This is a genomic window from Micromonospora sp. NPDC051227 (assembly GCF_044455385.1).
Classification (GTDB): domain Bacteria; phylum Actinomycetota; class Actinomycetes; order Mycobacteriales; family Micromonosporaceae; genus Micromonospora.
Genome location: NZ_JBITET010000011.1, coordinates 145,997 through 166,437 on the forward strand (window position 1 = coordinate 145,997; position 20,441 = coordinate 166,437).

The following is a 20,441-nucleotide window of genomic DNA, read 5'->3' on the forward strand; positions in this document are numbered from 1 at the left end:
CGTGCCACCGGACACGTCACTGCGCCGCACCGGTTGCTTCTACCCGGCGCTTGAGCTGCTTCAACGCGGTGTCCATGATCATCTTCTCGGCTTTGCGCCGAAACATTCCGAGCATGCCGACCGACAGGTCGACCTCCAGCGTGTAGGTCACCGTCGTGCTGCCGTCCGGGTTACCCACCAGGTCGTACGAACCACGCTGGGCCTTCTGCATCTTCGAGGGGGCGACCAGGTGCCACTCGATCCGGGACAGGTCCTCGGCGTACTCGTAGGCGAGCACGTACTCGTCGGCCATCACCCCGGCGTCGATGGTGAAATGCACCTGACTGGCGTAGCCGTCCTCGTACTCCTCGACGACCTCGGCGCGACGCACCGCGTCGGTCCACTCCGGGTAGCGCGCGAAGTCGCAGATGACCGCCGTCACCCGATCCGGTGCGGCGCCGATAATGATCGACTGGGTGGAGGAGTCCGCCATGGGGGGAGGCTACCCGCCTCCTGGTTGTCTCACCCCGACCGCCCGCCGGGTAGGTTTCGACACATGCCGACGCCACGGCGGCGGTCGGCCCAGCCAGTGCGAGCACGAAGGAGTGCAGGTGCGCGAGTTCTCCGTCCCGCCGATCGTCACCGTTGGCGACGCGGCCAACCTCACCGATCCGGTCTGGGACAACGCCGAAGTCGCGCCCGACACCGTCCAGTTCGCCCGACCCACCCCGCACGCCGATGGCACCGTCACCGAATGGACCGAGGTGACCTGCCTCCAGTTCCGCGACGAGGTGGCCGCCGTGGCCCGCGGGCTGATCGCCGCCGGCATCGAGCCCGGTGCCCGGGTCGGGCTGATGAGCCGCACCCGCTACGAGTGGACGCTGCTCGACTACGCCATCTGGGCCGTCGGCGCGGTGACCGTGCCGATCTACGAGACGTCCAGCGCCGAGCAGGCCGCGTGGATCCTCGAGGACTCCAACGCGGTCGCCGTCGTGGTGGAGAGCGAGGCGCACGCCGCCCTGATCGCCGGTGTCCGGCACCGGCTGCCCGAGCTGGGCCAGGTCTGGCAGATCGACAGCGGCGGGGTCGACGAGCTGGTCACCACCGGCGCCACGGTCGAGCTGGCCGAGGTCGAGCGGCGGCGCAAGGCAGTCCGCGCCGGCGACCTGGCCACCATCATCTACACCAGCGGCACCACCGGCCGACCCAAGGGCTGCGTGCTCACCCACCGCAACATGTACGCCAACATCGCCAACGCGGTGCCGGTGCTGCCGAACCTGTTCAACGCCGGCGCGAGCACCCTGCTCTTCCTCCCGCTGGCGCACGCCTTCGCCCGACTCATCCAGATCGGCGTCGTGCAGGCGCGAGCCACCATGGCGCACTGCGCCGACACCAAGAACCTGGTCGCCGAGCTACAAGCGTTCCGGCCGACCTTCGTGCTCTCCGTACCCCGGGTGTTCGAGAAGGTCTACAACGCCGCCAAGCAGAAGGCCGAGGCGGACGGCAAGGGCGGCATCTTCGCCCGCGCCGAGCAGGTCGCCATCGCGTACAGCGAGGCGCTGGAGACCCCGGGTGGCCCGGGCCTGGCGCTTCGCGCGCAGCACGTGGTCTTCGACCGGCTGGTCTACCGCAAGCTGCGCGCCGCGCTCGGCGGACGGTGCCGGGACGCGATCTCCGGCGGCGCGCCACTCGGCGCCCGGCTCGGCCACTTCTTCCGGGGCGTCGGCGTGACGGTCCTGGAGGGTTACGGCCTCACCGAGACCTCGCCCGCCGCCGCCGCGAACCTGCCCAGCGGCACCCGGATGGGCAGCGTCGGCCGTCCGCTGCCCGGCGTGACAGTGCGGATCGAGGACGACGGCGAGATCCTGATCTCCGGCGAGCTGATCTTCCAGGGTTACTGGCGCAACGAGACAGCGACGGCCGAGACGATCAGCGCCGACGGCTGGTTCCGCACCGGCGACCTGGGCCAGCTCGACTCCGACGGCTACCTGAGCATCACCGGCCGCAAGAAGGAGCTGATCGTCACCGCCGGCGGCAAGAACGTCGCCCCGGCGGTGCTGGAGGACCTGGTCCGGGCGCACCCGTTGATCAGCCAGTGTGTCGTGGTCGGTGACGCCAAACCGTTCATCGCGGCACTGGTCACCGTCGACGAGGAGGCGCTGCCGACCTGGCTGGAGAACGCCGGGATGCCCCTCGACACCCCTGTCGAGCAGCTGCGCGAGCACGAGGGCCTCCGCACGGAGATCCAGGCCGCGATCGACGCCGCGAACCAGGCCGTATCGAAGGCCGAGGCGATCAAGGTGTTCCGGGTCCTGCCCCACGACTTCACCGAGGCGACCGGCGAGCTGACCCCGTCGCTCAAGGTCAAGCGTCAGGTTGTCCACAAGACGTACGCGGCGGAGATCGCCGATATCTACCGAGGCTGACTACCATCCGTCACGTGCCCGCATCCACAGCCACCGCCCCGCACCCGCATCCCCTCGCCGCGGCCGCCCGCGTGGTGATGCTGGCGCTGATCGCCATCCTGACCCTGTTCGCCACCCGCGACGTCACCCAGCTGTGGTGGATCGCGCTGCTGGCGGTGGCCGGGCTGCCGTCGCTGCTGGCACCGCAGCACCGGCTGGTCGGCCCGCTGAGCCGGGTGGCCGAGGTGGTGGTGCTGGGGCTGGCCGCGAGCCACGTCGCCGCGGTGGCGTCCATCGGCGGCACTGTCGACGGCCTGGGCGCGTCGGCGGTGCTGCCCTACCTGGCGGTCCCGGTGACCGTCACCGCGCTGCGCCGCCGCTTCCCGGAGGGTGCCGGGCTGCTCGTGGTCACCGCCGCCACCCTGCTGCTCAGCGGCGCGCTGACCCGGATCGACGGTGGTCTCCAGCTCGGCCAGCTGGGTTACCTCGCGGTCTGCGCGCAGTGGCTGATCCTCGCGGCGCTGGGGCTCTACGCCGCCGGCACGCTGCACCGGGTGATGGCGGTCCGCGGTGAGGGCAAACCCCAGCCGTACGCCGAGGCCACCCGGCTCCTGACCCAGCTGCGGACGGTGGCCCGGCAGCTGCCCGGGGCGACCCTGGACCCGGGCGGCATCTCCGAGCACCTGCTGGAGGAGCTGCGCACGGTGGCCCGCGCGGACCGGGGCGCGGTGCTGTCGGCCAGCGGCGGAGGTCGCCTCGTGGTGCTCGCCCAGGCCGGCGTCGACCGGGTGGACTGGGAGACGACGCTGGACGCGGACTCGGCGATCGCCGACGCCTGGGCCACCCAGCAGGCCACCACGGCCGCCCGGTCGCAGTCCCGCTCGCACCGCGGCGGCGACGTGTCCGCGCTGATCATTCCGCTGGTCGCCGGGGTGCGCACGGTGGGGCTGGTGGTGCTGGAGGCCGACGCCGCGCACTCGTACCCGCCGCCGGTGGTATCCCGGGTGACCGCGCTGACCCGCCCGGCCGCGCTGCGACTGGAGGCGGCGCTGCTCTTCGACGAGGTGCGCTCGCTGGCCACCAACGAGGAGCGGCAGCGGCTGGCCCGGGAGATCCACGACGGGGTGGCCCAGGAGCTGGTGATGGTCGGCTACGGCATCGACAACGCCCTGGCCACCGTCTTCGACGACGCCGACGAGACCGCCGAGGCCCTGCGTACGCTGCGTGGCGAGGTGACCCGGGTGATCCAGGAGTTGCGGCTGAGCCTCTTCGAGCTGCGCAGCGAGGTGGACCGGCAGGGTGGGTTGGCCGCGGCGATCGCCGAGTACGCGCGCACCGTGGGTGCGTCCGGCGGGCTGCGGGTGCACCTCTCGCTGGACGAGTCCACCGCCAGGTTGCCGGCCGCCACCGAGGCCGAGTTGCTGCGCATCGCGCAGGAGGCGGTGACCAACGCGCGCAAGCACGCTGGGGCGTCGAATTTGTGGGTCACGTGTGAGGTGGACCCCCCGTACGCGCAAATAGAAGTGTCGGATGACGGTCACGGGATAGCTGACCAGCGCCCGGACGGGCGGTACGGTCTTGCGATCATGGCCGAGAGGGCGGAACGTATCCGGGGCCGGTTGGAGATCAGGCCGCGGCAACCCAGCGGCACGACCGTGGCGGTGGTTCTCGGCACCTCGGCCCGGCGCGATAACGTGCGCGGCAGCGCAGCACCAGAAGGGGAGTAACCCGAGGATGACCACAAGTCCGATACCGGCCACCCGTACCAAGGTCCTCCTTGTCGACGATCATGACCTGATTCGCAAGGGTTTGCGGCACGCCTTCGAGCGCGACCGCCAGTTCGAGGTCGTCGGTGAGGCGGCCACGGCGGCGGAGGGGGTACGCCAGGCCGGCGCCTTGCAGCCGGACGTGGTGATCATGGATCTGCGGCTGCCCGACGGCAGCGGCCTGGAGGCCACCCGAGCGCTGCGTAAGTCCAGCGCGTCGATGGGCATCGTGGTGCTGACCATGTACGCCGGCGACGACCAGCTCTTCGGCGCCCTGGAGGCCGGCGCGAGCGCCTTCGTGCCGAAGACCGCCCCGGCCGACGAGGTGGTGGCAGCCGCACGGCACGCCGCCTCCTCCCCCAGCGCGTTCACCGCGGCCGACCTTGCCGAGGCGATGAAGCGCCGGCTCGCCCCGTCCGGCCCGCAGTTGTCTCCCCGGGAGGGGCAGGTGCTGCGGCTGCTCGCCGACGGGATGAGCGTGGCGGGCATCGCCAAGCAGCTGTTCGTCAGCGAGTCCACGGCGAAGACGCACATCTCGAAGCTCTACGAGAAGCTCGGCGCGGCCAACCGGGCTCAGGCCCTGATGACCGCGCTCCGGCTGGGCCTGCTCGAGGCACCGGACGCGCCGAAGTTCTGACCCGCCCCCCGCTCGTCGAGCGGGACGACGCGACCGACGGTCCGCGCCAGCTTCTCCCCGGCGCGGACCGTCGCGCATCGACCGACGTCGGCGGGCAACCTTCGGCGCGCTATGGTCTGGCGTGCGTGGCGGGTGCACAATACCCGCGCGGGCGACGATGCTCGCGTCGCGGATTCGAGGGGTGAAACGCATGCAGCGGCCGGACTGGGCACCCGACACCATCGACATCGAGCGCCCGAGCGTCGCGCGGATGTACGACTACTACCTCGGCGGCTCACACAACTTCGCCGCCGACCGGGCCGCGGCGCAGGCGATGGTCGCCGCGGTGCCCGAGGCGCCGTTGATGGCCCAGGCCAACCGGGCGTTCCTGCGCCGGGCCGTGCACCACCTCGCCGACGCCGGGATCCGGCAATTCCTGGACATCGGTTCGGGCATCCCGACCGTCGGCAACGTGCACGAGATCGCCCAGCAGCTCGACCCGCAGTCGCGAGTGGTCTATGTGGACGTCGACCCGGTGGCGGTGGCGCACAGCCGCGAGATCCTCGCCGGCAACGAGCAGGCCGCGGTGGTGCAGGAGGACCTGCGTAACCCGGAGGCGATCCTGGCCCATCCGGACGTCCGCAGGCTGCTCGACCTGAGCCAACCGGTGGCCGTGATGGTCGTGGCCGTCCTGCACTTCGTCTCCGACGACGACCGGCCGGCGGAGCTACTGGGGACGCTGCGGGACGCGTTGGCGCCCGGCAGCTACCTGGTGCTGTCACAGGCCAGCGACGACGGGCGCAGCGAGGACGAACGCGCCGAGGCGGAGCGGGTCTACCGGCGCACCGACAACCCGCTGTGGGTGCGCAGCCGTGCCGAGCTGACCGCGCTCTTCGACGGCTTCGAGCTGCTCGACCCCGGCGTCGTCTGGGTACCCGAGTGGCGACCGGACACTCCGGAGAGCGCGGAGGACGCCGAGCGCGCGGTCTTCATGGGCGGCGTCGGGCGCCTCGGTGACTGAGTCGCCCGGGGCGACCCCCTGCCCGGGGACGTTCGCCCGGGCCTGGGCGAAGGCGGTCTCCGGCACCAGCTACCTACCGATGACCCAGGCCCAGTTGGAGTCCCTGCTGGACCGGCTCACCGGGCAACTGGCCGGGGCGTTGCTCACCGAGCCGTTCGACCTGCGTGCCGGGCACCGGGTCGGCGCCGAGTTGGTCGCCGCGCACATCGCTTCCGCCGAGGGGCTGGGTCGTACCGTCGAGGTCATCCAGCTCCGCCTGGTGCGCGACCTGGGCTTGGTGGCCGAGGACGTCGAGGACCGGATGGCCCGGCTGCTGGCGGCCGTGGCCACCGGCTACGCCCGCGCGCTGCGCGACCGGACGCTCGACGAGCAGGAGTCGATACGCCGCGCCGCCATGCGGGCCCGCACCCAGGCCGAGCGGGCGCTGCGGGCCAGCGAGGCCCGGTTCCGGCATCAGGCCACCCACGACCCGCTCACCGGCCTGCCCAACCGGACGCTGTTCACCGAGCGGCTCGCCGCGGCGCTCAACGAGCCGGGCCGGGGCGCGCAGCGGGTCGGGGTGTGCTTCCTGGACCTGGACCGCTTCAAGGTGGTCAACGACACGCTGGGGCACCAGATCGGTGACCTGCTGCTGGCCACGGTGGCCGAGCGGCTGCGCAAGGCCATGGGTGAGCACCTGGTGGCCCGGCTCGGCGGCGACGAGTTCGTCATCCTTGTGGAACACACCGCCGGCACCGACGACATGGTGGCGGTGGCCGAGACCGCGCTCGCCGCGGTACGCACACCGGCCCTGGTCGACGGGCACGAGCTGCAGATCTCGGCGAGCATCGGCATCGTCGAGCGCCAGGTGGCCGGGGCCAACCCCACGGACCTGATGCGGGCCGCCGACAGCACACTGCACTGGGCGAAGTCCGCCGGTGGGGCGCGCTGGTCGCTCTACGACGCCGAACGCAACCAACGTGAACTGGCCCGCTACGCGCTCTCCGCGGCCATCCCGGCGGCGTTGGAGCGGGGCGAGTTCTACCTCGACTACCAGCCGCTGACCTCACTACGCGACGGCAGCCTGGTCGGCGTGGAGGCGCTGGTCCGCTGGCGGCACCCCGAGTTGGGGGTGCTGCGCCCGGACAGCTTCATCGGGTTGGCCGAGGAGACCGGCCTGATCGTCCAGCTGGGCGGTTGGGTGTTGGCCGAGGCGTGCCGCGAGGCCGAGGCCTGGTCGGCCGGGGGTGCCGCCGCGCCCTTCGTCAGCGTCAACCTTGCGGTACGGCAGGTGCACCGGCCCGGGTTGGTGCAGGAGGTCCGTGCGCTGCTGCGGCAGACCGGCCTGCCACCGGAGCGGCTCCAACTGGAGATCACCGAGAGCACGATGATGAGCACCGCCGAGGAGCCGGTCCGCGCCCTGCGGGTCCTTGCCGACCTCGGGGTGCGCATCGCCATCGACGACTTCGGCACCGGCTACAGCAACCTGGCGTACCTGCGGGACCTGCCGGTGACCGAACTGAAGGTGGCCGGGGAGTTCGTGGCCGGCCTACGCTCGCCGTCCGTCGGCCGCACCGACGAGCGGATCCTCGCCTCCCTGGTCTCGCTGGCGCACGCGCTGGACCTGACCGTCACCGCCGAAGGGGTGGAGACCGCCGGGCAGGCCGAGCGGCTACGGGCGATCGGCTGCGACGCAGCCCAGGGCTGGCACTTCGGCCGCCCGGCCCCCGCCGATCGCATCCTGGCCCGCATCCGCTGAACCTCCCCGGCCCGACCACCCACCCTGACCCGCTTCACACCCCGGCCCGTCCACACGCCCCCGGAAGCGCCTGCGCCCGGCCCGTCCACACGCCCCCGGAAGCGCCTGCGCCCGGCCGCGGTCAGACGCCGACCCCGCTGCACTCCCGGCACATCCGCCCCGGCACACGCAGTCCGGCCTTCGGCGCCCGCCCGCGCCGGTCAATCGGCACCCCGACCACCGGCAACGGCGGCAACGGCGGCAACGGGATGAGCCTGGGTCGGGTCTGTCCGTCGAGCGTGATGCCTGTGCGGCATCTTGATGACGCACAGGCATCACGCTGATCCTGGCGTGCCCGGCATGCCGCGACACGTGATCGGCGGTTGAGCAACCCCCTCCACGAGGTGGACGAGCGGGACGAGCGGGCTGGACGACGCGGCGGCTGGCGAGCGGCAGATTGCGGCCGGAGAGACCTCGCGCCGAAAGTAGACACCGTCTACGACGCACTGGTAAACAGTGTCCATGGACGCGGACGAGACGGGGCTGCGGGCGCGACTGGTAGCCACCGGGGTGGACCTGGTGCTGCGCGAGGGCCAGTCGGCGGTGTCGCTGCGGGAGATCGCCCGGCGTGCCGGGGTCTCGCACGGCGCACCGCGCCGCTACTTTCCCACCCACGTCGACCTGCTCTCCGCCATCGCCCGGGAGGGCTTCGCCGACCTCACCGCCCGGGTCGAGCGAACGTTGCGCGACGTCGATCCGGACCCGCGTACCCGATTGACAGCGTTGGCCCGGACGTACCTGGACTTCGCGGCGGCCCACCGCGGCATGTTCGAGCTGATGTTCCGCCACGACCTGCTGGACAGCGGCCGACTTCGGCTACGCGAGACGAGCCTGCCGCTGTTCGCCGTGCTGGCCGACCTGGTGGCGCAGGCGCGCCGGCCCACCGACGCGCCCGCGGCGGTGCTGGCCGGCGCGCTCTGGGCGAACCTGCACGGCATCGCCCAACTCTGGGCCTGGGGCAGCCTGCCGCTGGCCACCGGCGCCGCCGACGACGACGCCCTGCTGCGCGCCGCCTTGGACGCCCACCTCGGCCCGGCGCCCGCCTGAAACCCGACCTCGGAGGACACGTGCCCCTGCTGTACGACGTCACCAAGCTGACCGTCGGCACCGTGCTGCGGTTTGGCTGGCAGCCCCGGGTGGAAGGGCTGGAGCATCTGCCCCGCCACGGCGGGGCGATCCTCGCCGGCAATCACCTGTCCGTAGCCGACGAGTTGTTTCTCGTCACCTCGACGCCCCGACACGTCACCTTCTGGGCGAAGGTCGAGTACTTCAACGGCCGGGGTCCGGGCGGCTGGCTCAACCGGCGGATCGTTGCCGGCATGGGCGCCATCCCGGTCGACCGCTCCGACGGCCGGGCCGCCCTGCGCGCCCTCGACGCTGCCGTCCCGGTGCTGCGCGCCGGCGGCCTGGTCGCCGTCTACCCGGAGGGCACCCGCTCCCCGGACGGGCGGCTCTACCGGGGCCGGGTCGGGATGACCCGGCTGGCCCGCGACGCCGGAGTGCCGATCATCCCGGTCGGCGTGCTCGGCACCGCCGAGGTGCTGCCGGTCGACGCGCGGCTGCCCCGTCGACACCCGATCACCCTGCGGTTCGGCCCGCCGATCCCGGTCGCCGGGCGGATCAACGGGCCGCGTGACATCCGAACGGTCACCGACGAGGTGATGGCGGCGATCCAGCAGCTCACCGGCCAGGAGTACGTGCCCCGCTACGCGCCCACCCGGGAGAGCTGAACGCGTGCGACGATCAGCCGGCGAGCAGTGCCGCCATGCGTTCCGCCTGCGCCTCCCAGCGCCACTCCCGTTCCACCCACGCCCGGCCGGCCGCGCCCAGCTGACGGGCCAGGTCCCGGTCGGCGAGCAGCCGGGCGACCCGGTCGGCGAGCTGGGCGACGTCCCGACCGCGCACGACGTAGCCGGTCTCCCCCTCCCGGACCGCGTCCGGTGCGCCTCCGGAGTCACCGGCCACCACCGGCAGGCCGGCCGCGGACGCCTCCAGGTAGACGATGCCCAGCCCTTCGACGTCCAGGCCACGGTTGCGGGTACGGCACGGCATCGCGTAGACGTCGCCGGCCGCGTAGTGCGCCGGCAACTCGACCGACGGCACCGTGCCGGTGAACACCACATCCCGTTCCACACCGGTCTGGCGGGCCAGCTTCTCCAGGGTCGCCCGGTACGGCCCGCCACCGACGATCAGCAGCGCCGCGTCGGGCACCCGGCGGCGGATCTCCGGCAGGGCCCGGATCAGGGTGTCCTGACCCTTGCGCGGCACCAGCCGGGACACACAGACGACCACCGGCCGGTCGGTCAACCCGAGCCGGGCCCGGACCTGTTCACCGTCCACGCTCGGGTGGTAGGTGTCCACGTCGACCCCGGGCGCGAGACGGCGCAGGTCGGTCACCCCGTCCAGCACCCGGGCCAACCGGCTGCGGGTGTACTCGCCGAGATAGGTGGTCACGTCCACACCCCGACCGATGCGCCGCAGAGCCGGCCGGGCGGCCGGCACCGCTGCCCAACCGATCTCGTGGCCGTGGGTCTGCGCCACCACCCGGCGGATGCCGGCGCGCCGCCGCAGGCCGGCCGCGAGCAGGCCCAACGGGGCCGCCGCACCGAACCACACCGTGTCGCAGTCGTACGCCCGAGCCAACCGGGCCGCCCTGCGGGCGATCAGCGGGGTGGGCAGCAACACCCGGGTGCGCTCCCGGATCACCTCGAACGGCTGGTCGGCGTCGAACTTCGCGGCCCCGCGCCAGCTCGACGCGTAGACGACCACCGAGCCGGCCGGTTGACGGACCGCGAGGTTGTGCACGAACGACTGGATCCCACCCGGGCGGGGCGGGAAGTCATTGGTGATCAGCAGGGTACGGCTCATCGGCCGGCCTCCCGGGCGTACGCGCGGGCGGCGGCCATCCGCTCCACCGTGGACGGATGTGAGGCCGAATAGAGGTATTCCCAGCGGGGCGGGTCGGGGTCGCCGAGGTTGACCGAGCCGAGCCGGCGCTGCATCGACTCGAAGGACTCCGGGTCGTTGGTGAGCGCGAGCGCGTGCGCGTCGGCCCGCGCCTCCACCCGTCGGGACATCAGCGCCTGGACCGGAGCGGCAACCAGCCCGGCCACCGTGACCAGGGCGACCAACAGCGGGAACGCGCGCGGTTGGGCCACCGAGTCGACACCGGCCAGCCGCAGCAGTGGCCCCCACGAGCCGAGCAGGTAGAGCGCCACCACGGCGCCTGCGGCGCCCAGCGCACCGGTCAGCGTGCCGGCCGCCACGTCGGAGTCCTTCGCGTGACCCAACTCGTGCGCCACGACGGCGGTCACCTCGGCCGGGGTCGCCTCGCGCAGCAGCGTGTCGTAGACGACCACCCGTCGGGTCGGGCCGAGACCGGAGACGTACGCGTTGACCGCCCTGGTGCGACGGGAGGCATCGGCGACCAGCACGTCCCGCACCGGCACCCCGTCGCGGGCGGCCATGCTCATCAGCTCGGTGCGCAACGGGCCCTGCTCCATCGGGGTGAACCGGTTGAAGACCGGCTCCACCAGCACCGGCAGCACGAACGACAGCAGCACCACCAGCACCGCGGCGCCGGCCGCACCGAACGCCCACCACCAGCGTGGCGCGAGCCGGATGACCGCGTAGAAGCCGAACAGCGCCACCGCACCGATCACCGCGCTGACGGCGTACGACTTGAGCAGGTCGACCGCCCAGCCACTCCAGCCGTTGGTGCTCAACCCGTAGCGGGTGAGCACGCTCTGCCGCCAGGCGGCGAACGGGAGCGTCACCAGGTCGGCGACGAGCACCACCGCAAGCCCGCCGAGCACAGCCTGCGCTGCCCAGTGCCCACCGAACGGCCGGCCCACCAGCTCGACCAGGCGACTGCCCAGCGGGGTCAACCCGAGCGCGAGGGCGATCAGCAGCCCTACGGCGAGCGCGGCATAGCCGCCGGGACGCAGCGCGGCCCGGAACTCCCGCCCCTTGGCCACCTGCTCGGCCGGCAGGTCACCCAGCGCGGCGAGCTGGTCGGCCCGGGGTGCCGGCGGGCGGTGCCACGGGATGAGCAGCGCGGCCAGCACGACCAGCGCGATGGTCAGCCCGGCCAGGGTCAGCAGCGCCCAGCCGCGCGTGGTCACCGCGTCACCACCAGTTGTTCCCCGTTCATCGCGCCGCTCCTCCCGCCGTGACCGCTCATCCTATGGCCCGCGAGAAGCCCGGTTCCGGGCGCGGTGTCGCGCTCAGGCGACGCGGCGGGTGGCGCGACGGCGAGCCGCCTCCGGGCGCGCGGGCGCGGCCAGCACCTCCACGTGGAAGCCGGCCCGAGCGAGCACCTCGATGGCCTCGACCTCGGCGGCGACCAACCCGGCCGCCGGGGACGTCTCGTCGAACAGGGCGGTCAGCGGGCAGCCGGAACAGCCGTCGGCCCGCTTCGCGCACCCGTCGCAGTCGATGAGCATCGTGCCTCCTGATCGGCTCTCGGTGCACAGCGACGCCCTTTCGTCGCCGGCCGGGCACCGTCGGTGACATCGACACTAAACACCGGGTACGACAGGAACCCCGTCCGACCGTCCGTTTCAGGGCTAGATCCACTCCACATCAGCGATATCGGGGTATCCCACCCTTTCGGAACGCCCGACATCACGGAACTCATGCCGATCGAGCGACGGAGGGGCGTCAAACATGGCCAGCGCCCAGGTTCGAGGCCGCCTGGATCCGCGGCTGGTGGTCATGCCACTCGACCCGCAGCAGACGCGGCCCCCCATGCGACCCGGCCAGTGGTCGACTCCCGGACGCGGCCCCTACGAGTTGGTCGTCCGGCTCGCCTGGATGACGCCGGGCCCCGACGCACTGCGTCGTGAGCTGGCCCGGCGACTACCGACCAGCTGACTGGCAGCGTCCCGAGCGCCCGACCGGTCGTTGGGGCAAGGTCTCAGCCCTGCGCGTCGAGGTCACGCAGTGCGTAGCGGAGGTGCTGCCACTCCTCCTGGAAGATCACGTGGAGGCAGTGCAGGACGGACACGATGTGCTCGGGCCACCAGGCGCTCGGCCGAGACTCGGCAAGCAGCTCCGGCGTGACGGTCGCCAGGAATTCGCGCACCATGGCCTGCCGCTCGGCCCGCGCCTGGAGGACCGCGTCGAAGGTCGGTTGCTCCGTAGCGAAGACCGACATGTCGAAGCCGTCGGTCTCGTACTCGACGTGCCACTGACCCAGCGGATGGAACGGCCGCGGCAGGCGCAGGACTGCCTTGCCCAACCATGCGTCGGCGGCGAACGCGAGATGGCGCAGCGTCTGCGCGAACGACCACTCCCCGTCGATCGAGACGTCGACCGCACCCTCGGGCATGGACGCGGCCCGGTCGACCGCCGCCGCCCAGGCCCGTTCGAGCGCGGCCCACCCCGCCCGGAGGTCGTCCGGGTTGTTGGCCTGCCTGAGCTCACGCCCGGGGAACCGTCGGTTGAGTTCGGCCTCGACCAGCGGCACGACATCGACGCCGTTGATCAGGAACGTGCCCTCGGCCAGCCACGGCGCGTCGATGTCCAGGCCATCCACATCGACGCCGCGCATCACCGCACCGGCCAGCGTCGACCTGTTGAAACGGGCACCCCGCAGGTCCCGGTCGACGAAGACCTTGACGTCGTCCTGTGCCATGACGACTCCCATCCCTCGGCGGTCGCGGCGATGCTAGCGCCGGGGTGGGACAGGTTGAGACACAGTTCGACGTGTGGCGCGCCGGCCGGGCTCGCCGGGACCCGGCCCGCCGACGTGTCGGCCCGCCGCGGTCAGGAGCGGGCGAGCCGCCGTAGCAGCGAGTCCGCGCCCAGCGGGTAAGCGCCGTGCCGGCGTACTCCGTCGGCGACCTCGCGGTCCGACGAGACCACGACCACCGGCCGGCCCGCCGGCTCGGCACGGACCAGTCGCCGGATCAGCTCGTCGGCGGTCTCACCCTTGCGGGAGAAGAGCACCCGTACGCCGCGCGGCGCGGGCGGCAGCCCGTGCATCCGCTCGGCGCCGTCGAAGACCACTGTGACCTCGTCGCCGGTCTGCGCGGCGATCCCGCCCAGCCCGGTGATCAGGCGTTTGCGCTGCTGCTCCAGGGACATCTCGCCGAAGCCACGCTTGGTGACGTTGTAGCCGTCCACCACTAGGTGCGCCCGGGGCAGGGCGAGCAGTTGGTCGAGCCGGGCCGGGTCGTCGGTGTCGCGGGCACGGGCGGCGGGGCCGGCCGGGGCGGTGCCCGGCTGCTCGGCGAACGCGTCGGCGACGAAGTCGGCGGGGAGTTTGTCCACCGGGTCGAGCGCCAGCTCCCGGCGCAGCCCGACGGCGGCCTGGCCGATGGTCTCCAGGAGCAGCCAGAGCCGGGCGTCGTCGACCGAGCGGGCCTCCTTGGCGCTGGCCCGGGCCACCCCGGCGGCGGCCTCGGCCTCGGCCAGCCGGGCCCGGGCGCGGCGGAGTTCGGCGTCCACGTCGGCGCTGGCGCGGGCGGCCCGGCCGCGCTCGGTGGCCAGCAGCTCGGTGGCCTTCCGCTCGCGGGCCTGGGTCTCCCGCAGGGTGCGGGCCACCTGTCGAGACTCCTCGCGGAGCTGACCCAGCTCCTCGCGGACGCGGGCCAGCTCGTCGCGGAGCTTTTCGGCCTCGACCCGGGCCACCGCGCGGTCGTGCTCGGCCCGGGTGGCCCGCTGCTCGGCCTCGCGGACCAACTCGGCGACGACGGCGCTGTCCGCCTCGGCGCGCACGGCCGCGCCGCTGGCGTCGATCAGCTCCCGCCAGCCGCGGGGCCGGGCCAGGTAGGCCAGCGCGGCCACCTCGACCGGGTCGGCGGCGGCCGGCGCGGTGCCCTCGACCACCGCCGCGCCGAGGTCACCGGCGTCGGTCAGGACCCGCGCGGTGACCCGCTGCCGGAACAGCGGGTCGGCGGTGAGCTGGGCGGCGATGACTGGCGCGCCGAGCCGGGCGCGTCGGTTGGGGGCGAACTTGGCCACCCGGCGCAACGGCACCGGGACCTCGTCGGTGGGGAGGGTGGGCAGCACCGCGGCGGTCAGCGTCACGATCCGCTGCCGGACCGGCTCGGGCAGGGTCGGCTCCGGCTCGGAAGCGGGGCCGTCGCCCGTCGTCGGGTCCGATGCGCCCGGTGTGTCGTTGACTACGTTGTCGTCCGGGTTGCCCACAGCACCGTCGAGCGCGACCGGGTCCTCCTGCGGGAGGTGGTCGTCGTACGGCTCGGTGAGGGGCATGTGGCAAGTCTCCCACCGCGACCGGGCCCACCGCCCGGTGAGTGAGCCGATCTCTCATCCTAGCCCCATGGTGACGGATGGGACGGCTGCGACGGGAGTGTCGGACCGGGGCGTTAGCGTGCCGTCGATGGCACAGGCGGAGTACGTCCAGGAGTCACTGGCCGGTCTCGACCCGGCGGTGGGCGGGGTGGATCCGGCGCTGCCGCTCTACGCGACGACGTTCGTGGTGGTCGACCTGGAGACCACCGGCGGCGCGCCGGACGGCGGCGGCATCACCGAGATCGGCGCGGTCAAGGTGCGCGGTGGCGAGCAGTTGGGGGTGCTGGCGACCCTGGTCAACCCCGGCCAGCCGATTCCGCCGTTCATCACCGTGCTGACCGGCATCACCCAGGCCATGCTGGTGCCGGCGCCGCCGATCGAGCAGGTGCTGCCGAGCTTCCTGGAGTTCATCGACGACGCAGTGCTGGTGGCCCACAACGCCCCGTACGACGTGGGCTTCCTCAAGGCCGCCTGCGCCAGGCACGGCTACCGCTGGCCCAACCCCCGGGTCCTGGACACGGCGGCGCTCGCCCGCCGGGTGCTGACCCGCGACGAGGTGCCCAACCGCAAGCTGGGCACCCTGGCCGCCTACTTCCGCACCGCCACCCAGCCCACCCACCGGGCGCTGGACGACGCGAAGGCCACCGTCGACGTGCTGCACGGGCTGATCGGTCGACTCGGCGGGCACCGGGTGGACACGATCGGCGACGCCATCGAGTTCGCCCGCGCGGTCACCCCGACCCAGCGCCGCAAACGGCACCTGGCCGAGGGGTTGCCCAAGGTCCCGGGGGTGTACATCTTCCGGGCCGCCGACGATCGGCCGCTCTACGTGGGCACCTCGGTCGACATCGCCACCCGGGTGCGCAGCTACTTCACCGCCGGCGAGAAGCGCGCCCGGATCTCCGAGATGCTGGGCGCGGCCGAGCGGGTCGAGGCGGTGGAATGCGCCCACTCGTTGGAGGCGGAGGTCCGTGAGCTGCGGTTGATCGCCGCGCACGCCCCGCCGTACAACCGCCGGTCCAAATACCCGGAACGAATGGTCTGGCTCAAGCTGACCGACGGCCCGTACCCTCGGCTGTCGATCGTCCGCGACCTCTCCCCCACCGACACCGCGTACCTCGGCCCGTTCACGTCCCGACGGGCCGCCGAGCTGGCCGCCGCCGGTTTCCACGACGCGGTGCCACTGCGCCAGTGCACGCACCGGCTCTCGCTGCGCACCGTCACGCCAGCCTGCGCGCTGGCCGAGCTGGGTCGCTGCCCGGCGCCCTGCGAACACAAGATCACCCCCGAGGAGTACGACGACAGCGCCGCCGCGCCCTTCCGCACCGCGACGGCCAGCGACCCCCAGCCGGTGGTGGACGCGCTGCTCGCGCGGATCGATGTGCTCTCCCGCGACCAGCGCTACGAGGAGGCCGCCGTGGTGCGGTCCCGGCTGGCCGCCGTGCTGCGGGCCACAGTGCGGATGCAGCGGCTGGCCGCGCTGACCGGGATCGTCGAGTTGGCCGCGGCCCGGCCGGCCGCCCGGGGCGGCTGGGAGTTGGCGCTGGTCCGGCACGGCCGACTGGCCGGCGCGGGGGTGTCCCCGCCGGGCGTGCACCCGCGTCCCACGTTGACCACGATCCGGGCCACTGCCGAGACCGTGTCGGGCGGGCACGGTCCGGTGCCGGCCGCCACCGCCGAGGAGTCCGAGCGGATCCTGTCCTGGTTGGAGCGACCGGAGACCCGACTCGTCGAGATGTCCTCCGGTTGGTCCTCTCCGGCGACTGGCGCGGGCCGGTTCCGTGACCTGCTGGCGAAGGCCGAGGGCGGCGCGTCCCACCAACTCTCGACCGAACGCTCATGACCAACTGACCGATCGGACTACGTCGACTCGCTTAGGCTGTTAGAGAAGTGCAGTCCTGCCCGATTCGTGGGCCTGCTCCCCCGCCGGGTTCCGGCGGTGCGGAGCCGGGGTGAGGAGGTGTCCCTCGTGGACGTCGACGCCGGACACGGCGCCGCCCTGGGGGGCGCCCTGCCGACACAGCCGGGTGAGCTGCCGCTCGCCCGCCGGCTGCGGTCGCTGCTCAGCTGGCCGACCACCGACTCGGACCCGGTCACCCAGCTGGTCCGCACCCACCGGGGCATCCACGCCGGCACCGACCCCGCGGTGCTGCGCCGTGCCTACACGATCGCGGAGAACATGCACCGCGGGCAGTTCCGCAAGAGCGGGGAACCGTACATCACCCATCCCCTCGCGGTGGCGCAGATCTGCGCCGAGCTGGGGATGGACACCACCACTCTGGTCGCCGCACTGCTGCACGACACCGTGGAGGACACCCGCTACACCCTCCAGGCGCTCTCCGAGGACTTCGGCGGCGAGGTGGCCCACCTGGTCGACGGGGTGACCAAGTTCGACAAGGCGTTCTACGGCAAGGCCGCCGAGGCGGAGACGGTCCGCAAGATGATCGTCGCGGCCGCCAAGGACGTCCGGGTGCTGATCATCAAGCTGGCCGACCGGCTGCACAACATGCGGACGCTCGGGGTGCGCTCCGCGTCGTCGCGGGAACGGATCGCCCGCAAGACCCAGGAGGTGCTGGTCCCGCTCTGTGACCGGCTGGGCATCCAGACCCTCAAACGCGAGCTGGACGACGTGGTGCTGCTGCACCTCGAGCCTGACGAGCACGCCCGGCTGGCCCGGCACGTGCACGATCGCCCGGGCTGGGATTCGTACCTCGACTCGGTGGTCACCCGGGCCCGGGTGGCGTTGCGCCGCAGCCGGGTCGACGCCGAGGTGAGCCCCCGCCCCCGGCACCTCTACTCGATCTGGAAGGACACCATCGCCGGCGGCCACACCGCCCCGTACGACCTGCCCCGCATCGTGGTGGTGGTCGACGGCCCGGCCACCGACTGTTACGCCGCGCTGGGCGCGATCCACGGCACCTGGCGACCGGTGCCCGGCCGTTTCAAGGACTTCATCGCCTCACCGAAGAACAACCTCTACCGTTCGCTGCACACCAGCGTCTGCGGCCCCCAGGACCGCACGGTGGAGGTGCTGATCCGCACCGAGGAGATGCACCGCTCGGCCGAGTACGGCATCGCCGCCGACTTCCGCTTCCCCCGCTCCGGCAGCAGCACCGCCGCGGCCCGTGCCGAACAGTTGGACTGGCTGCGCCGGGTGCTCGACTGGGAGCCGGACGCCGCCGACCCGGCACAGTTCTACGAGTCGCTGCGCTGCGACCTGGCCGAGGGGCAGATCCAGGTCTTCGCCGACGGGCAGCAGGTCGTGCTGCCGGCCGGTGCCACGCCTGTCGACCTCGCCTACGAGCTGGGCAACGACCGGGGCGACCACTGCCTCGCCGCACGCATCAACGGTCGGCTGGCCCCGCTCAGTTCGGAGCTGGACGAGGGCGACGTGGTGGAGATCTTCACCGAGAACGACGGCGACAACGGCTTCGAGGCCGGCGTGGCGCCGCGCGGCCCCCGGCGGGAGTGGCTGACCTTCGTCAAGTCACCGCACGCGCAGATGCAGATCAACCGGTGGTTCGCCGAGCACACCGAGCCGGGCATCACGATCAGCGACAAGGTGCGCCTCGGTCGGGCCACCATCGGGCTCGCGCTGCGCCAGCACAACCGGGGCCTCGCCAGTGACCTGCCGCTGCTGCGCCTCTCCGAGGAGTTGGGCTACCCCGACCTGGAGACCCTGCTGGTCGCGGTCTTCGACCGGGTGATCGAACCGGACACCGTGGTCCGCCAGCTCATCGACCTGGTCGACCATCGACAGTGACCTCGCGGCCCCAGCGCGTCCGAAGAACATTCGTGACCACTAGCCTGGAGTCATGATCCCCCGCTCCCGCGCCACCGGTCGGGCCCTCTTCTACCAGGCCTTCTACCGGCTGCCCCTGCCGGTGCGTCGGCGCCTGGTCCGGCTGGCCGTGCCCAAGTACATAGTCGGCGCGGTGACCCTGCTCCGGGACACCGAGGCGACGGGCGCGGGTCGGTTGCTCATGCTGCGCCAGCCGCCCGGCAAGGGTTGGTCACTCCCCGCCGGCCTGCTCAACCGGGGCGAGGCACCGGTGGTGGGCGCGGCCCGTGAGCTGTTCGAGGAGTCCGGCGTCCGGCTCCCACCGTCTCGGCTGCGCCCGGCGGTGCCGAACGCGATCGTGCACGCCAAGGGCTGGGTGGACATGGTCTTCGAGGCCGAGGTACCGGCGTCCAGCACCGAGTTGACCGTCGACGGCGCGGAGGTCTTCGAGGCCGCCTGGCACCCCCTGGACGACCTGCCCAAGCTGACCTGGCCGACGGCCCGGCTGCTCGCCTACTACGACATCGGGCCGCTGGCCGGGCAGTTCCCGCCACCGGTTCCCGACGACACCCCGTGACCGGCGTGGCCGGTCTGCCGGCAGAGCTGTGCGCGGTGGTGCTGGCCGCCGGCGAGGGCACGCGGCTGCGCCCGCTCACCGAACGGGTGCCCAAGGCGCTCTGCCCGGTGGGCAACGTGCCCCTGCTCGATCGGGCGTTGGCACGGCTGACCGGCCTGGGCCTGACCGGTCCCGACCGGGTCGCGGTGAACGCCTGCTACCTCGGCGACCAGGTGGTGGCGCACGTCGGTGACCGCGCACACCTGTCGGTGGAGCCGGGCGACCCGCTGGGCACCGCGGGTGGGGTGGCCAACCTGCGGGACTGGATCGACGGGCGGCCGGTGCTGGTCGGCAACGCCGACGCGTACCTCGCCGACCCGGCTGCTCCCCCGGGCCCGGACGTCGCCGCCCTGCTCGACGGCTGGGACGGGCACACCGTACGCCTGCTCGGCCAGCCCGCAGCGGACCCGGCGGCGCCGGGCACCTTCGCCGGGCACTGCTTCACCGGCTTCTCGCTGCTGCCCTGGCGGCTGGTCCGGGACCTGCCGGTCGTCTTCTCGGACCTGGTTCGCGCGGTGTGGCGCCCGGCCGAGGCGGCGGGCGCCCTGGCGGTGGTGCCCTACCCGGGCACCTTCTTCGACACCGGCACCCCGGCCGACTACCTGGCGGCCAACCTGCACGCCGCAGCCGGCGGCGCTCTTGTCGAGGAGACCGCGACGGTGACCGGCCACTGCGTGGAGTCGGTCGTCGGCGCGGGCGCGCGGGTGGACGGTGACGTGTTCCGCAGTGTGGTGTGGCCGGGCGCGACAGTACGGGCCGGCGAGCGGCTGCGGAACGTTATCCGGGCCGCGAGCGACCTGACCGTGCCCGGCCTCGCCCAGGGCTGAGCCCCGACGGCTCCCGCCTCCGGTCTCGGGCCGGAACATCTAGCATGGGCGACGACGCCGACGAACGGAGAAATGCCCCGTGATCACCGCGATCGTGCTGATCGACTGCGCCACCGATGCGATCCCCGAGGTGGCGGAGAACCTGGCCAACCTTCCCGGCGTCAGCGAGGTCTACTCGGTGGCCGGGCACGTCGACCTCATCGCCATCGTCCGGGTCCGCGAGTTCGACCAGATCGCCCAGGTCATCGCCGGCAGCATCTCCAAGGTCCCGGGCGTGCTCAACACCGAGTCGCACATCGCCTTCCGGGCGTACTCCCAGCACGACCTGGAGGAGACGTTCGCGATCGGCCTGGCCAGCGCCGACTGACCCGCCCGCCTTCCGGGCCTGTGGCG

General features: G+C 72.8%; 19 protein-coding genes. 13 read left to right on the top strand and 6 right to left on the bottom strand.

Features of this window, described 5'->3' with window-relative positions; genetic code table 11:
* Positions 1-16 precede the first annotated feature (16 nt).
* The gene (locus tag ACIA47_RS24645) at positions 17-472 is read right to left on the bottom strand and encodes an SRPBCC family protein (RefSeq protein WP_091407559.1); all 456 of its coding nucleotides are present in this window, start codon (positions 470-472) and stop codon (positions 17-19) included.
* Positions 473-590: 118 nt separating this feature from the next.
* Here ACIA47_RS24645 and ACIA47_RS24650 point away from each other — a divergent pair, with 118 nt between their 5' ends.
* The 7 genes from ACIA47_RS24650 (at position 591) to ACIA47_RS24680 (ending at position 9,294) form a co-directional block, all read left to right on the top strand.
* Complete coding sequence (locus tag ACIA47_RS24650; RefSeq protein WP_396710908.1) at positions 591-2,405, top strand: AMP-dependent synthetase/ligase; 1,815 nt, start codon at positions 591-593, stop codon at positions 2,403-2,405.
* 14 nt (positions 2,406-2,419) lie between these two features.
* Positions 2,420-4,111, top strand: coding sequence for a GAF domain-containing sensor histidine kinase (locus tag ACIA47_RS24655; RefSeq protein WP_396710909.1), 1,692 nt, complete (start codon positions 2,420-2,422; stop codon positions 4,109-4,111).
* 7 nt (positions 4,112-4,118) lie between these two features.
* Entirely contained in the window at positions 4,119-4,787 is a 669-nt protein-coding gene (locus tag ACIA47_RS24660) for a response regulator transcription factor (protein WP_030337723.1), read from the top strand.
* A gap of 190 nt (positions 4,788-4,977) precedes the next feature.
* Positions 4,978-5,787, top strand: a complete 810-nt coding sequence (locus ACIA47_RS24665) for an SAM-dependent methyltransferase (RefSeq protein ID WP_203121876.1) — start codon at positions 4,978-4,980, stop codon at positions 5,785-5,787.
* Between the two features lie 79 nt (positions 5,788-5,866).
* Positions 5,867-7,525, top strand: a complete 1,659-nt coding sequence (locus ACIA47_RS24670) for a putative bifunctional diguanylate cyclase/phosphodiesterase (protein ID WP_396710964.1) — start codon at positions 5,867-5,869, stop codon at positions 7,523-7,525.
* 501 nt (positions 7,526-8,026) lie between these two features.
* Positions 8,027-8,611 (top strand): TetR/AcrR family transcriptional regulator, encoded by a 585-nt coding sequence (locus tag ACIA47_RS24675; protein WP_396710910.1) that lies wholly within the window; start codon positions 8,027-8,029, stop codon positions 8,609-8,611.
* Between the two features lie 20 nt (positions 8,612-8,631).
* Positions 8,632-9,294 carry a lysophospholipid acyltransferase family protein gene (locus ACIA47_RS24680; RefSeq protein ID WP_396710911.1) on the top strand — a complete coding sequence of 221 codons (663 nt, stop codon included), beginning with the start codon at positions 8,632-8,634 and terminating at the stop codon, positions 9,292-9,294.
* A gap of 13 nt (positions 9,295-9,307) precedes the next feature.
* On the opposite strand, the gene ACIA47_RS24685 is transcribed toward ACIA47_RS24680, so the two are convergent.
* From ACIA47_RS24685 to ACIA47_RS24695, 3 genes are all read right to left on the bottom strand, one after another.
* Complete coding sequence (locus ACIA47_RS24685; RefSeq protein ID WP_112601748.1) at positions 9,308-10,432, bottom strand: glycosyltransferase family 4 protein; 1,125 nt, start codon at positions 10,430-10,432, stop codon at positions 9,308-9,310.
* Positions 10,429-11,688, bottom strand: coding sequence for a M48 family metallopeptidase (locus ACIA47_RS24690; protein ID WP_396710912.1), 1,260 nt, complete (start codon positions 11,686-11,688; stop codon positions 10,429-10,431). The genes ACIA47_RS24685 and ACIA47_RS24690 overlap by 4 nt, the downstream gene beginning before the upstream one ends.
* Positions 11,689-11,790: 102 nt before the next feature.
* Positions 11,791-12,009: a hypothetical protein gene (locus tag ACIA47_RS24695; RefSeq protein WP_396710913.1), complete on the bottom strand. Its 219-nt coding sequence runs from the start codon at positions 12,007-12,009 to the stop codon at positions 11,791-11,793.
* Positions 12,010-12,232: 223 nt separating this feature from the next.
* Here ACIA47_RS24695 and ACIA47_RS24700 point away from each other — a divergent pair, with 223 nt between their 5' ends.
* Positions 12,233-12,439: a hypothetical protein gene (locus ACIA47_RS24700; RefSeq protein ID WP_396710914.1), complete on the top strand. Its 207-nt coding sequence runs from the start codon at positions 12,233-12,235 to the stop codon at positions 12,437-12,439.
* Positions 12,440-12,482: 43 nt separating this feature from the next.
* On the opposite strand, the gene ACIA47_RS24705 is transcribed toward ACIA47_RS24700, so the two are convergent.
* Together ACIA47_RS24705 and ACIA47_RS24710 are read right to left on the bottom strand one after the other, a co-directional pair.
* Positions 12,483-13,202 carry a DinB family protein gene (locus tag ACIA47_RS24705; RefSeq protein WP_396710915.1) on the bottom strand — a complete coding sequence of 240 codons (720 nt, stop codon included), beginning with the start codon at positions 13,200-13,202 and terminating at the stop codon, positions 12,483-12,485.
* Positions 13,203-13,333: 131 nt separating this feature from the next.
* On the bottom strand, positions 13,334-14,785 hold the full coding sequence (locus ACIA47_RS24710) for an NYN domain-containing protein (RefSeq protein ID WP_396710917.1): 1,452 nt from the start codon (positions 14,783-14,785) through the stop codon (positions 13,334-13,336).
* 127 nt (positions 14,786-14,912) lie between these two features.
* On the opposite strand from ACIA47_RS24710, the gene ACIA47_RS24715 reads away from it, so the two are divergent.
* The 5 genes from ACIA47_RS24715 (at position 14,913) to ACIA47_RS24735 (ending at position 20,415) form a co-directional block, all read left to right on the top strand.
* A complete protein-coding gene (locus ACIA47_RS24715; protein WP_396710918.1) occupies positions 14,913-16,667 on the top strand; it encodes a DEDD exonuclease domain-containing protein in 1,755 nt (584 codons plus the stop codon).
* 126 nt (positions 16,668-16,793) lie between these two features.
* Positions 16,794-18,587 (top strand): HD domain-containing protein, encoded by a 1,794-nt coding sequence (locus ACIA47_RS24720; RefSeq protein WP_203123617.1) that lies wholly within the window; start codon positions 16,794-16,796, stop codon positions 18,585-18,587.
* Positions 18,588-18,639: 52 nt separating this feature from the next.
* Positions 18,640-19,182, top strand: coding sequence for an NUDIX domain-containing protein (locus tag ACIA47_RS24725; RefSeq protein WP_203123606.1), 543 nt, complete (start codon positions 18,640-18,642; stop codon positions 19,180-19,182).
* Complete coding sequence (locus ACIA47_RS24730) at positions 19,179-20,048, top strand: NDP-sugar synthase (protein WP_396710919.1); 870 nt, start codon at positions 19,179-19,181, stop codon at positions 20,046-20,048. The genes ACIA47_RS24725 and ACIA47_RS24730 overlap by 4 nt, the downstream gene beginning before the upstream one ends.
* A gap of 79 nt (positions 20,049-20,127) precedes the next feature.
* The gene (locus tag ACIA47_RS24735; RefSeq protein WP_124772802.1) at positions 20,128-20,415 is read left to right on the top strand and encodes an Lrp/AsnC family transcriptional regulator; all 288 of its coding nucleotides are present in this window, start codon (positions 20,128-20,130) and stop codon (positions 20,413-20,415) included.
* The last annotated feature ends 26 nt before the right edge of the window (positions 20,416-20,441 follow it).